The organism is Myroides sp. TSA_177.3, assembly GCF_052691955.1.
The window spans coordinates 109,067-121,823 of sequence record NZ_JBQZGD010000008.1 but is presented as its reverse complement, the minus strand read 5'-3'; the positions used below and the strand labels follow the sequence as shown (position 1 = coordinate 121,823).

The following is a 12,757-nucleotide window of genomic DNA, read 5'->3' as shown; positions in this document are numbered from 1 at the left end:
GATACCATGTAGCTCCCTCTTTATTGGTAGTATTGAATCACTGCTTCCAATTGCTCTTGGATTCCCTCTTCCATACTACCTCCGTGATAGCAGATGATTTTTGCTGGTTGCAATTGTTTTATTTTTTTTAAAGAGGCAACGGCCTCTCTCATATCCAATGTAAACTGTGGATTGGCAATATTGAATCTACCTTCTTCAATGACCAAAGCATCATTGGCTATTAATGTCTTTGTTTGGTGATCAAACAAGGAGATATGGCCTTTGGTATGCCCTGGGGTATAAATCACTTGAACATCATCCGCTATATAATCTCCATCTTCTAGCGTATGGTCTACTGGTCCACGTTTGATATTCGTAAGACGGACCATAAAATTTTCTGCCCAAGAACGATGTTCTGCGGGTAACTGTTGTAAAGAAGCCTCTACTTGAACCAAGCGTTCAGATTTTGTTTCTCCTGATACCGAACTTTTTTCGGGCGTACTACAATACACTTGAATATTGGGATTCTCAGCTACAAACAACGTCAATGCTCCTAAATGATCAATATCATCATGGCTAATTACTAATTTGGTAATTGCAGTTAATGGAGTACCTAATTTTGCCAATTCTACTTTAAATTGATCAAATGTTTCCTCATAACCACAATCGACCAACACGACCTGATTTTCGGTCTTGATGACGGTTGGATAGATCGTACTAATTTGTCCAGCAACTTCTTGTTCGATTGTAAAATTTAGTATTTTCATTCTTGCATTCTTATGTAATTGTTAAATTGATAAGGTTTTCCTCATCTCAATACAAAAATACGAATTTTAAAAGACTTCAGCAGTTTCCTTAAAATTGGACGGAGTAAATACGATACTTTAACTCAACTTACAACCTTGTTTATCAGACATATAAATACTATTCACACCACTTTCGTTCTCCTAAATCTTCAATCAAACGCACTAAATATCCATCGGGATCTTGTACGAGAAATTGTTTCTGTCCAAATTCAATGGTATCGGCTCTATACCAACGTTCTTCTACTGGAATAAATACGGAGTAATTTGCTTGTTCTAATCGAGCTAAAATAGGAGCTATTGCCTCTACTTCTATTTGGAAATTAATCCCTCTACCGAATGGTTTTTCCATCGCTCCAGTTTGCCAACTTTGATCTGTTGGATCTTCTTGTTCTAACATTAGTTGAGCGCCGTCTAATTCCAAATAAGCAAAAAAATCTTCTTTGCGTTCGTATAAAATAGAAAATCCGAGGTAATCACACCAAAATTTTAAGCTTTCTTCTAGATCTGAAACCACTAGTTCTGGGACTAAAGTCGCCCATTTGATTTGCTCACTTCTCATCTTCTTTCAATTAAAAAAATAAAGATACAACTCGAATAGCTAATATTCTACACCGAAAGGACAGATTATCTTATCACTTCTAACGTTTATTCTCCTACTTTGATTTCAAATTAAATGTCTTTATACAAAACCAAATTATGTCTCTTTTTAATAAAACAGATAATAATATTCAAAATGTTAATTTTATGAGTTAAAATTATACTAAACATAATTAATCATCATTTTAAACAATAGAAATGAATTAAATTCAGTAAAACCTAAATAAAAATGAATGCAAGAGAAATTTTAAAACAACCGACTCCACCGAAGCTAACTACGGAATTAATTCGCCTATTAACCAACCTTTGTTTTTTCAATAATTCAATGAAATCCGCCGATTTATTATTTGTTTTTGGATCTAACATTTTACATCAAGCGATAGGAGAAAAGATAAACAACTTCTTAAGAACTTATTCTTTCAATACTGTGCTCTTAACTGGAGGAATAGCAAATTATAAGGAATCCTATTATGAACCTGTTTCGGAATCAGAGCTCCTACTTCGTCACATAGCCAAAAGTGAATTTCCGCAAGTAAATTTTATTGTTGAAAAAAAATCGCGCAACACACTTGAAAATGTAATTTATGCCAATGAACTCATTGACTTATCAAGCATACAAAATATCGCCTTCTTTTCACATAGTTATGCTTCTAAGCGATCATATTTAACCTTAAAAAAGGTATGCACAACCAATAGCTTTTCCAACTTTCCAATTCCAATTCCTGCGAATCTTCGTAATCAGGAGATCACTCAATTTGACTGGTTTGAAACAGAAAAAGGAAGAGCGCTCGTTTGGGGCGAATATCTTCGATTTATAACGTATGGAAAGAGAGGAGATTTTCCTATTGAGGAGGTTGAGGGATTACTAGAACAAATTAAAACATTACTAGAACCATGAAACCAATATTAGCAGTCGATATGGATGAAGTTCTTGCGGATTCTATTGGATTAGTATTAGAGCAGTATTCAATTTTATACTGCATAAAAAAAGGCCATCCTATTGGATAGCCCTTTCTAATTCTTATTATCGAATATATTATTCTCCTTTTTTTGCTCTTCTAGAACGCGCTAAAAGTGTATTTTTTAGTAACATTGCGATGGTCATCGGACCTACTCCACCCGGTACTGGGGTAATGAATGCTGCTTTTTTGCTTACTTCATCAAAGTCAACGTCTCCAGCGATTACATATCCTCTTGGGGCATTTGCATCTGGAACACGTGTAATTCCCACGTCCACTACAGTTACTCCATCTTTTACCATATCCGCTTTTAAGAAGTACGGTACTCCTAAAGCAGAGATGATGATATCTGCTTCTCTTGTAATAGCAGCGATATCTTTTGTACGGCTATGTGTCAAGGTTACTGTTGCGTCTCCAGGGTATCCTTTTCTACTCAACAAAATACTCATTGGACGACCTACAATGTGAGAACGACCAATCACCACTACATTTTTACCTGCTGTTTCTACTTTGTAACGCTCTAGTAATTCCATAATTCCGTAAGGCGTAGCAGGTAAGAACGTTTCCATTTCTAAGGCCATTTTTCCAAAGTTTGTTGGATGGAATCCATCCACATCTTTGTCTGCATCCACAGCCATCAAGATTTTTTGTTCGTCTATGTGTTTCGGTAAAGGCAATTGTACAATATATCCATCAATTGCTGGATTTTCGTTCAATTCTTTAATTTTTGCCAATAATTCTACTTCAGTTGTTTCTTCAGGTAAAGCGACTAAAGTAGATTCAAATCCAATTTGTTCACATGATTTTACCTTACTTCCAACGTAAGTTAAACTTGCGCCATTGCTTCCCACAAGCACTGCTGCCAAATGGGGAACTTTTTCACCGCGAGCTTTCATTTGTTGAACCTCAGCAGCAATTTCATTTTTGATATCTTCCGATACCTTTTTTCCGTCTAGTAGTTGCATTAAATCGTAATAATTAGTGTGTTGTTGTATGTAAAATAAAGAAGGTTTAAACTTCATTTTGAACCTTAAACCTTCTTTGTATTCTTATTGCATTCCTTTCATTTGTCCCATCATTCGCATCAAATTCTTTCCTTTTGCTCCTTGCATCATCTTCATCATTTTGCTCATTTGATCGAACTGTTTCAACAATTGATTTACTTGTTGAATATCCGTCCCTGATCCTTTAGCGATACGTTGTTTTCGCTTTGCATCAAGAACCGAAGGAGTCGCTCTTTCTTTAGGTGTCATCGAGTGGATAATCGCTTCGATGTGTTTAAATGCGTCGTCTTCAATTTCTACATCTTTCAATGCTTTTCCAACGCCTGGTAACATCCCGACTAAGTCTTTCATGCTACCCATTTTTTTCACTTGTTGAATTTGCGTCAAGAAATCGTCAAATCCGAATTCGTTTTTCGCAATTTTCTTTTGGATTTTACGCGCTTCCTCTTCGTCGTATTGTGCTTGTGCACGTTCAACTAAGGAAATAACGTCTCCCATTCCCAAAATACGGTCAGCCATACGCTCTGGGTAGAAAACGTCGATTGCGTCCATTTTCTCACCTGTACCAATAAATTTAATTGGTTTGTTTACTACTGACTTAATTGAAATGGCAGCTCCACCTCGTGTATCCCCGTCTAACTTTGTTAGGATTACCCCATCAAAATTTAAACGATCGTTAAATGCTTTTGCTGTATTTACGGCATCTTGTCCTGTCATGGAATCCACTACAAACAATGTTTCATGTGGTGCGATTGCTTTGTGAATATTAGCAATCTCTGTCATCATCTCTTCATCTACAGCCAAACGACCTGCAGTATCGACAATAACTACGTTGAATCCATTTGCTTTTGCGTGTTTAATTGCGTTTTCAGCAATTTGAACAGGGTTGTTATTTCCTTCTTCCGAATATACCTCAACACCTAATTGTTCTCCAACTACATGCAACTGATTAATAGCCGCAGGACGGTATACGTCACACGCTACTAATAAAGGTTTTTTATTCTTTTTTGTTTGTAAGAAGTTGGCTAATTTACCAGAAAAGGTTGTTTTACCAGACCCTTGTAAACCAGACATCAAAATAACAGATGGGTTACCCGATAGATTAATTCCAGCTGCTTCACCTCCCATTAATTGAGTAAGTTCGTCTTTGACAATCTTAATCATCAATTGGCCTGGTTGAAGCGTAGTCAATACATCTTGTCCTAAGGCTTTATCTTTTACTTTATTCGTAAAATCTTTGGCAATCTTAAAGTTAACGTCGGCATCTAAAAGGGCTCTACGCACCTCTTTTAAGGTATCTGCAACGTTTACCTCAGTAATTTTACCATGTCCCTTAAGAATATGAAAGGCTTTATCTAATTTATCGCTTAAATTATCAAACATATCGGTATTATTTAATACTTTGAAGCGCCAAAGATACTATATAACTCGTTAAGTCACAAAAAGCAAAAGCAGGAAAATAGCCTTTTTTGAAAATAATATCCCAAATCTTTTTTTCTCTCCCGTTATTTGTTTTGCAATTCCCTTTGTTTTCCTAGGTTTAAAATGAGCTTAAGCCAATTCGAACTCCACAATCGTTTGTCTTTGTCCTACGGAATTAATCACATCAATTCCAAAAAAATCAAATCCATTGCTTTTTAATTCTTCTGGTGAAATAATATCGCCTGAAATCAATTCAATTTCTCCCTCTTCATTCAAGAACTCCTCCATTTCTTCCTCGTAATCAATATTGTGATAGGCATAAACGAGAATTTCAAACTCCGTTTCTCCATTTAACTGCAACAATTGTAGTTCATCCTTGCGTTGCTCCAATACTTCTTCTTCATATTCATCGCAAAATAGCGCATCATACCCATGTTTCGCATAGTCAAAAAGCAAAATACGCTCTTTTGTCACACAATCTTCCGCATAAACTAGAACTGGAAAATCATCTTGATGCACCAACAGCTCAATATCATTGGCATAAGTACCACAATAATAGAGTTTAAACGTTCGTCCTCCTGTAGCAGATTGGATTTGTCCACGCCATTCGATGTCGATCATTTCTTGAAAATACGGTGGAGTATCATAGGTAACAACAGAGGCCAAATAAGTAGGAGCCGCATAGGTAGATGGGTTTTTCATGCCTTTTCATTTAAACAAGCAAGGTAACTTGTTTTTTACAACTGTCTTTCCATTCGTCCTACTTTTTTCTTCTTTTTCTTCTTTGATGTGCCTCAGTTTATATAACGGTGCTTTAATATTCGCTTAATATTAGAATAGACTACAAGCTTTACTTTAGCCTAAAATAACTTGTTCGTATGAATACAGCAAAAGACAAATGGATTACCACCTATTACAATTTACATTGGGATGTGCTTTATCAATATTCGTATAATATTTTAAGAGATCAAACCTTAGCTTCGGATGTTGTACAGGATGTTTTTATTTCAATTTGGGACAACTATGACAGCTTAGCCATTGACAATGCTAAAGCGTATCTAATTACAGCCGTAAAAAACAAAAGTCTCTATTACCTCAAGAAAGTTCCATTCAATACCATACAATTAGAATCTGTGTATCATGTTTTAACCGAACACGAATTACTCACCAACGAAGAGGAAAGCTTATTTAAGGAGCAATTGCTGCAATTAATTTACAACAAAGCCCAAGAAGTACTACCTAAACGATGTTTGGAAATTTTTAATCTTCGCTTTTACAGCCATCAAAGCTATAAAGAAATAGCCTCTAAACTAGCAATCTCAGAAAGTACAGTGGAGAATCAAATTTCCAAAGCATTAAAAACACTAAAATCAACTCTACCATATTCGTTAGATTTTTATTTTTTATTGTTCTACCTCTTCCCTACTTCGGATTATTACCAAATTGTAATGTAATTTAAGAAAACGTTAGAATTGTTTGGTTACGTAGGGGCATGCTCCTGTTTTGTGCTCTTTCCTATATAAGACCAAAACAATGGAGAAAAAGTTCAAAACAATTTTACAACAATACTTACAAGATTCAGCTTCGTCTAAAGAAAATGAAGCCATTGAATCATTTGTACACAAAATGCAGGAGGATGGTATTTCTTTGGAAGAAGTACAGCAAAATCTTCCACTCAAAAACACCTTATATCGCTCCATTCTCGCTCAATCTTCTGCCAAGAAGAGGCGTTTAAAAAAGAGGCGAAACCTAGGAGTTATCGGTGTTTTTTTAATCCTACTGCTGGGTACCCTAGGATACTATTTGCAAACGGACTTCCCTCAAACCTATATGTCAGCTGAGGATACTCAATTGATTACCTTGGCCGATCAATCTAAAATCACCCTATTTCCCCATAGTGAATTGACCGTTTCTAGCTCGTATAATCAAACGGATCGTCAAGTTCAACTGAAAGGAAAAGCTTTTTTTGCGATTAGTAAAAACAAACAACTCGCTTTTACGGTACAAACGAAAGATTTAGAAACTTCTGTTTTAGGTACGTCCTTTCTTATAGCAGAAAACAAAACGTCTACCGCTATTGAGGTTCGCACGGGAAAAGTAAAAGTGCAAACGAAAACTCCTACAGATTACGTCATTCTTCTCCCTCAAGAATCTGCTCATTTTGAAAATCAACACCTTCAAAAGTACAATGCGCAAAACGATCGCATCTCTTCTTGGAACCAATCGCTAAATATGGTCAATGCCTCTTTTGCGCACTGGAAATCGAGTATTGAACGCGAATTTGACATCATCATTTTATCTGAGAGCAAAGCCATTCAACACATCAAGATAACTGGAGATTACCGCAACAGTAATTTACAGGATATCCTGGATAGTTTTTGCTTTATCAACAACTTAAGCTATAGCAATCAAAACAATTTAATAACTATAAACGAAACAAACACACATGATTCACAACGCTAAATTGAGCAGGCGAATACGCTTGTATATCGCTTGTTGTATTTTCTTAAGTGCTCAATACAACTATGCTTTTAGTCAAGATCGCATGGACAGCGCAAAAACGATGAATATCGTATTGGCTGCAAAGAAAACCAATGTCGGATATGTTTTTAAAGCTATTGAAGAGCAAACCTCATATAAGGTTGTTTTCTCTTCTGAAATGATCGACACAAATACGATTATTTCATTTGCAAATACCTCAACAGAACTCAACCGTTTATTGGATGTCATTGCCAAAGAAACAACAACAGCTTATCGCATCAACAACAATTTAATTTCCTTTAAACGCGAAGCTCAACGCCCACAAGTGACAGAGCAAGTGGCACAAACCATTAGAGGAAAAGTCATTGATACAACTGGAGAAGCTTTACCAGGTGCAATTATTCAGGTGCAAGGCGGAACCGCGAGCACGTTGAGTGATGTCGATGGAAACTTCAGCATCAAAGCAGTTCCTGGACAAGATTATTTACAAGTCTCTTTTGTGGGTTTTACATCACAAGTCGTAGCAGCAAAAAACAACCTAACCATCCAATTAGGAGAAAGCACCAATGATTTAGATGAGATTATTATTGTGGGATACGGTACCCAACAGAAAAGATTGGTCACCACTGCAATTGATAAGATGAGTGTTACCCAAGAAAATATGCGTACCGTAGCTTCTCCCGTTGAATTGCTACAAGGTAAAATGGCCGGTGTAAATGTCAATACTAGTTCTGGAAACTTAGGAACAGGCGAGCGCGTTTCGATCCGTGGAATTTCTTCGATTAGCGCAAGTAATGAACCCTTGTATGTGGTTGACGGGATTCCGCTGTATAATCCTTCTGCCGAATTGTTTAATATGGGAGAAGGGATGAGTTCACTGAATACCATCAATATGAAAGACATCGAGTCCATTGAGGTACTCAAAGATGCTGCCGCTGCTGCCATCTATGGTTCTCGTGCAAATAATGGAGTGATTATAATTACAACAAAATCAGGAAAGAAAAACAGCAGTGCTGTTCGTTTTAACATCAATACTGGAATCTCTGAATTTGCCAATAAAAACAAGTTAAAAATCACGAATTCAGAAAAATATATTGCGCAATACAACGAAGGAGTATCCAACTACAACAAGCAATACAACTTACAAGTTGGCGATAAAGACTACAAGAGTCCAATTAGCAATCCCTTCGGCAATCTACCAGATACTAATTGGCTAGACGTTATTACACAACGCGGAACATTTACGGATGTAGATTTATCTTTTTCTGGAGGCTCTGAAAAGACCACCTACTATCTTGGCGCTTCTTACTTACAACAAGATGGAGTAATCAAGACTAACAGCATGAAACGCTATAACTTAAATACAAAGCTTCAAACTGAAGTTACTCCTTGGTTGACTATTGGTACAAATAACAACCTATCCTATGTACGCAATAATCAAGTTCCTGGGCCTAATTTAGGAACTACAATTATAGCCCGAGCTATTGAACAACGTCCTTTTGACCGCCCTTACAAACCTAATGGAGACTACTACATCGGAGGTACAGAGGAGTTACTTCGACACAATCCTATTCAAATCCTCAACGAACAAAAGACATATTTAGACTTGTTTCGCTACATTGGAAATGTCTATGCAGATATCAAAATTCTACCTAATCTGACATTCCGCAATAGCATCAATACAGACTTTAATTATACCTATGATTATTTGTACTACAATGAAAAACATCCCTATGGTACAGGAGTAGGTCGTTTGGTTGACTCCAAACGAACGATTTTAAATCTAGAAACAGAAAATATTTTAACGTATAACCAAAATTTCAATGATTTTGGATTAACGGCTATGGCTGGTCATACGTTTCAAAAAGTAACGAATAATACAACGGGAATTGACGGACGTGGTTTCCCGTCTCCTACGTTTGACGTAATCAATGTAGCTTCTGAAATTACTGGCGCAACGGGATATGTAACAGAATACGCGATGGAATCTTATTTTTCTAGGGTTACGTTAGACTACCAGAGCAAGTATATTCTGAATGCTTCCATTCGCACAGATGGTTCTTCCAAATTTGCTCCTGATACGCGTTGGGGATGGTTTCCCTCGGTATCCTTAGGTTGGAATATTGATCAAGAGGATTTCATGCAAGAAGTAGGGATTGATGCAAAACTAAGATTGAGCTACGGAAGTACCGGAAATCAAGAGGGGATCAACAATTATGGGTATTTATCGTTACTCTCTGGAGGCAATGATTATGGATTAGAAAGTGGTATTTCCGTTTCTAGTTTTGGGAATAATACCTTGACTTGGGAAAAGGCCAACCAAACGAACTTTGGAATGGATGTAGCTTTTTTCAATAGGCAGCTGACCTTTAGCCTGGATATGTATAAAAAGAAAACCAACAATTTACTTTACTCCATGCCTATTCACGCCACCTCTGGAATGTCGAGTATCTTAACGAATATTGGTTCTATGGAAAACAAAGGAATTGAAATCGCTCTAGGTACAGATTTGACATTCGGAGATTTTCAATGGCAATCTAACTTCAACATCGCTACGAATAAAAACAAAATCACCCAATTGATTGACAACAAAGGAGAACCTTTATCCATTGGTGGAAATCGCGCTTTACAAGTAGGCAAAGATATTGGAGCCTTTTATTTATTTGTACAAGAAGGAATCTATCAATATGACGGTGAGGTCCCACAAGAACAATATGAACGCGGTGTTCGCGCTGGTGATGTAAAATGGCGAGATAAAGATGGCAACAACATCATCAACGACAATGATCGAGAAGTGATAGGTAGTTCAAATCCCGATTTCTTTGGTGGTTGGAACAACAGTTTCCGATACAAGAATTTCCAATTCGATATCCTCACTACTTTTTCCTATGGCAATGATGTATATGCAGGATGGAAACCAGGCGTACTAGGTAAACTAGGAGATCGTTTTCCTATTTTGGAAGAATACTACGACAACCGTTGGACTGGCCCTGGTTCTACTGATCGCTATCCGAGAGCATTAATGGGCGATACTAACAACAATAGAAATTCAGATCGTTGGTTGGAAGATGGTTCTTATTTCAAAATCCAAGCGGCAACACTGAGTTACAATTTTGATCAAAAAGTCTTGGATCGCCTTAAAATCAAAGGGCTTCGCGTTTACGTTCAAGGAACGAACCTACTGTTATTGACAAAGTATTCGGGATGGGACCCTAGTGTAAGTCCAAGTTTAGATGCTCGTTTTTATGGAAATGATGCCTTAGGCGTTCCTCCTACGCGCAACTTCTCTATTGGTTTAAATGTCAACTTTTAATCAAACAACAAAATGAAAAAAATACTATTATTCTGCCTCAGTCTCACTCTTTTTTCTTGTAGCAAAGAGTTAGACCTATACCCAAGAACGGGAATTTCTCCAGAAGCCGTTACGCCAAATGATCTCAAAGCATTAGAAAATGGGATGTATAACAATGTACAAAACGATCCCAAAAGAGAATCGTGGATTATGTATGATATTATTGGTGGCAACGTACAAGGATCTAGCACAACAAGCAAAGATGTCATCAATAATACTTTAAACCCACTCAACAGCATCATTGTAAGCAGTTGGAAAGGCTATTATAGTGCACTTTATCAAGTAAATAATGTCATTGCTATTGCCGAAGCTCTTCCATTAGATGAAAACACCCGTCGAGTTAGAGGTACCGCACATTACTTTAGAGCCTATATCAATTATAGTCTTGTAACAAGATGGGGCGATGTTCCTTTACTCACTCAAAACACCCTAGAAAAACCAGTGCGTAGTCCGAAAGCCTTAGTTTGGGAACAAATCGAGAAAGATTTAGTGGCTGCCAAAGAATTTTTAGCTGCTTCCAAAAGTTACTATTACGTTTCACAGGATGCTGTAACAGCACTACAAGCAAGGGTGATGCTTTCACAAAACAAAATGCAAGAAGCATCTACCTTAGCAGAAAGTCTCATCACCAATGGCAAATACGCTTTGGATGCTTTTGAAAAGATTTTTCGCAAAGAAGCAAATACTGAAATTATTTTTGCTTTTGAAAACCTAACTCCTGAGTCATCAAATACCATTAGTACGCTTTTTTACAACTATGGTCATCCAAATAAAGGAAGTTATGTGTATGCTCCTTCCAAAGAAATTTTAGAACTCATCACCACTACAGATAAACGCAGAGCTATTTCTTTTGGTGTTTTTGGCGGTCAAGATTGCATCAACAAATACCCAAGTGGACAAACGGGTACAGACCCGGTAATTATCTCGAGAATAGCCGAGATGTATTTGATCAGTGCGGAAGCTTCTTCTCTTACTTTAGGTGCGGAACGACTTAACGCCGTTCGAACTGCAAGAGGTTTACCTGAAGTACATCCCACTTCTTCAGCAGAAATGCAAACACTTGTACTTGAAGAGAGACGAAAAGAATTCTTAGCGGAAGGGTTTGCGTATTACGATTATGTACGCACCAATACAGCTACAAAATACTTAGGTCTTTTGAACTACCAACATCTCCTACCTATTCCTGGTGGTGAACTACAATTAAATGATAAATTAACTCCTAATCCTGGTTACTAATGAAATCTCTAAAACTATTATTATTCGGTCTATTCATCCATTTTCAAGTATCGTGTCAAACAAAATCGGATGATAACTTTACTACCTATAAGGCAGTTCCTAAAACAGAAATGGGAACCCAATTGGTTCAAAACAGCAATTTAATCGCACAAATATTTAAGGATTCAACCTATACCCTAACAAATGGGGTTCAAGTCAATGAATTATCCTATTTGGCTACAAAAGGATATTCCATGAAAACCTATGTTTACACCCTTGATTTAAACAATCCTCAAATCTCTGTCGTAGCTTCTATGCCTCACAATAAACCTGAATTTGCGATGCAACCCATGACAGGACAAGCAACAGCTTTACTACATCCCAACTATGAGGTTGTAGGAGGTGTTAATGGCGATTTTTACGATATGACTACTGGTGTTCCAAGAGGTATATTCGTTTTTAATGGAATGATTTTAAGAGCTTCCTATACCGCTAGAAATGAAGGATATTTAGCAGTAGATAAACAAAACAACGTAAGTTTAGAAGAAATAACAAACTTTGATCAGCAAGCCAATCAGCTTCAGCAAGCCGTATCTGGTGGTGTTTGGTTGGTTAAAAATGGACAGACCGTTGTACAAGCTGACAAGGAAATCCACCCGCGTACTGCAGTCGGTATAACGAATAAGAATCAATTGCTATTGATGGTTGTAGATGGTCGAAACTACACTTGGTCTAATGGGATGAATTACGAAGACCTGGGTGATTTTATGCGTAGCATTGGAGCCGAAAAAGCTTTAAATCTTGATGGTGGAGGAAGTTCAACCTTCTTCATCAATCCTAATTTTGCTGTTAATAAATTCCTTATCCGCAATCTACCTTCTGACAATGGAGGAATTGAACGAGCAGTTGGAAACGGAATCATCATTACAAAAACAAAATAAG

At 37.1% G+C, this 12,757-nt stretch carries 11 protein-coding genes; 6 read left to right on the top strand and 5 right to left on the bottom strand.

What is annotated here, in order from left to right; genetic code table 11:
• Nucleotides 1-20: 20 nt before the first annotated feature.
• Both ACUTSE_RS09895 and ACUTSE_RS09890 read right to left on the bottom strand, forming a co-directional pair.
• Nucleotides 21-746 (bottom strand): MBL fold metallo-hydrolase, encoded by a 726-nt coding sequence (locus ACUTSE_RS09895; protein ID WP_445640102.1) that lies wholly within the window; start codon nt 744-746, stop codon nt 21-23.
• Nucleotides 747-903: 157 nt separating this feature from the next.
• A complete protein-coding gene (locus tag ACUTSE_RS09890) occupies nt 904-1,344 on the bottom strand; it encodes a bleomycin resistance protein (protein WP_445640101.1) in 441 nt (146 codons plus the stop codon).
• A 267-nt stretch (nt 1,345-1,611) separates the two neighbouring features.
• On the opposite strand from ACUTSE_RS09890, the gene ACUTSE_RS09885 reads away from it, so the two are divergent.
• Nucleotides 1,612-2,280 (top strand): YdcF family protein, encoded by a 669-nt coding sequence (locus ACUTSE_RS09885; protein ID WP_445640100.1) that lies wholly within the window; start codon nt 1,612-1,614, stop codon nt 2,278-2,280.
• Between the two features lie 138 nt (nt 2,281-2,418).
• On the opposite strand, the gene ACUTSE_RS09880 is transcribed toward ACUTSE_RS09885, so the two are convergent.
• The 3 genes from ACUTSE_RS09880 to ACUTSE_RS09870 form a co-directional block, all read right to left on the bottom strand.
• Nucleotides 2,419-3,306, bottom strand: a complete 888-nt coding sequence (locus ACUTSE_RS09880; RefSeq protein WP_036462904.1) for a bifunctional 5,10-methylenetetrahydrofolate dehydrogenase/5,10-methenyltetrahydrofolate cyclohydrolase — start codon at nt 3,304-3,306, stop codon at nt 2,419-2,421.
• An 84-nt stretch (nt 3,307-3,390) separates the two neighbouring features.
• Nucleotides 3,391-4,728 carry a signal recognition particle protein gene (gene ffh / locus ACUTSE_RS09875; RefSeq protein WP_002990621.1) on the bottom strand — a complete coding sequence of 446 codons (1,338 nt, stop codon included), beginning with the start codon at nt 4,726-4,728 and terminating at the stop codon, nt 3,391-3,393.
• A 168-nt stretch (nt 4,729-4,896) separates the two neighbouring features.
• On the bottom strand, nt 4,897-5,469 hold the full coding sequence (locus ACUTSE_RS09870) for a hypothetical protein (RefSeq protein ID WP_445640099.1): 573 nt from the start codon (nt 5,467-5,469) through the stop codon (nt 4,897-4,899).
• A 176-nt stretch (nt 5,470-5,645) separates the two neighbouring features.
• Between ACUTSE_RS09870 and ACUTSE_RS09865 the strand changes: the two genes are divergently transcribed.
• The 5 genes from ACUTSE_RS09865 to ACUTSE_RS09845 all read left to right on the top strand — a co-directional run bounded on the left by ACUTSE_RS09865 (nt 5,646) and on the right by ACUTSE_RS09845 (nt 12,756).
• Nucleotides 5,646-6,221, top strand: coding sequence for a sigma-70 family RNA polymerase sigma factor (locus tag ACUTSE_RS09865; RefSeq protein ID WP_002990616.1), 576 nt, complete (start codon nt 5,646-5,648; stop codon nt 6,219-6,221).
• A gap of 79 nt (nt 6,222-6,300) precedes the next feature.
• Nucleotides 6,301-7,230: a FecR family protein gene (locus ACUTSE_RS09860; protein ID WP_445640098.1), complete on the top strand. Its 930-nt coding sequence runs from the start codon at nt 6,301-6,303 to the stop codon at nt 7,228-7,230.
• Nucleotides 7,214-10,561, top strand: a complete 3,348-nt coding sequence (locus ACUTSE_RS09855; protein WP_445640097.1) for a SusC/RagA family TonB-linked outer membrane protein — start codon at nt 7,214-7,216, stop codon at nt 10,559-10,561. Before ACUTSE_RS09860 ends, ACUTSE_RS09855 begins: the two co-directional genes overlap by 17 nt.
• Nucleotides 10,562-10,573: 12 nt before the next feature.
• Nucleotides 10,574-11,836, top strand: a complete 1,263-nt coding sequence (locus ACUTSE_RS09850; RefSeq protein WP_445640096.1) for a RagB/SusD family nutrient uptake outer membrane protein — start codon at nt 10,574-10,576, stop codon at nt 11,834-11,836.
• On the top strand, nt 11,836-12,756 hold the full coding sequence (locus tag ACUTSE_RS09845; RefSeq protein ID WP_445640095.1) for a phosphodiester glycosidase family protein: 921 nt from the start codon (nt 11,836-11,838) through the stop codon (nt 12,754-12,756). The genes ACUTSE_RS09850 and ACUTSE_RS09845 overlap by 1 nt, the downstream gene beginning before the upstream one ends.
• The last annotated feature ends 1 nt before the right edge of the window (nt 12,757 follow it).

What these genes read in the sequence shown, in the direction of transcription:
- ACUTSE_RS09895 (WP_445640102.1), bottom strand. Translation starts at nt 746, where the DNA reads ATGAAAATACTAAATTTTACAATCGAACAAGAAGTTGCTGGACAAATT.
- ACUTSE_RS09890 (WP_445640101.1), bottom strand. Translation starts at nt 1,344, where the DNA reads ATGAGAAGTGAGCAAATCAAATGGGCGACTTTAGTCCCAGAACTAGTG.
- ACUTSE_RS09885 (WP_445640100.1), top strand. Translation starts at nt 1,612, where the DNA reads ATGAATGCAAGAGAAATTTTAAAACAACCGACTCCACCGAAGCTAACT.
- ACUTSE_RS09880 (WP_036462904.1), bottom strand. Translation starts at nt 3,306, where the DNA reads ATGCAACTACTAGACGGAAAAAAGGTATCGGAAGATATCAAAAATGAA.
- ffh (WP_002990621.1), bottom strand. Translation starts at nt 4,728, where the DNA reads ATGTTTGATAATTTAAGCGATAAATTAGATAAAGCCTTTCATATTCTT.
- ACUTSE_RS09870 (WP_445640099.1), bottom strand. Translation starts at nt 5,469, where the DNA reads ATGAAAAACCCATCTACCTATGCGGCTCCTACTTATTTGGCCTCTGTT.
- ACUTSE_RS09865 (WP_002990616.1), top strand. Translation starts at nt 5,646, where the DNA reads ATGAATACAGCAAAAGACAAATGGATTACCACCTATTACAATTTACAT.
- ACUTSE_RS09860 (WP_445640098.1), top strand. Translation starts at nt 6,301, where the DNA reads ATGGAGAAAAAGTTCAAAACAATTTTACAACAATACTTACAAGATTCA.
- ACUTSE_RS09855 (WP_445640097.1), top strand. Translation starts at nt 7,214, where the DNA reads ATGATTCACAACGCTAAATTGAGCAGGCGAATACGCTTGTATATCGCT.
- ACUTSE_RS09850 (WP_445640096.1), top strand. Translation starts at nt 10,574, where the DNA reads ATGAAAAAAATACTATTATTCTGCCTCAGTCTCACTCTTTTTTCTTGT.
- ACUTSE_RS09845 (WP_445640095.1), top strand. Translation starts at nt 11,836, where the DNA reads ATGAAATCTCTAAAACTATTATTATTCGGTCTATTCATCCATTTTCAA.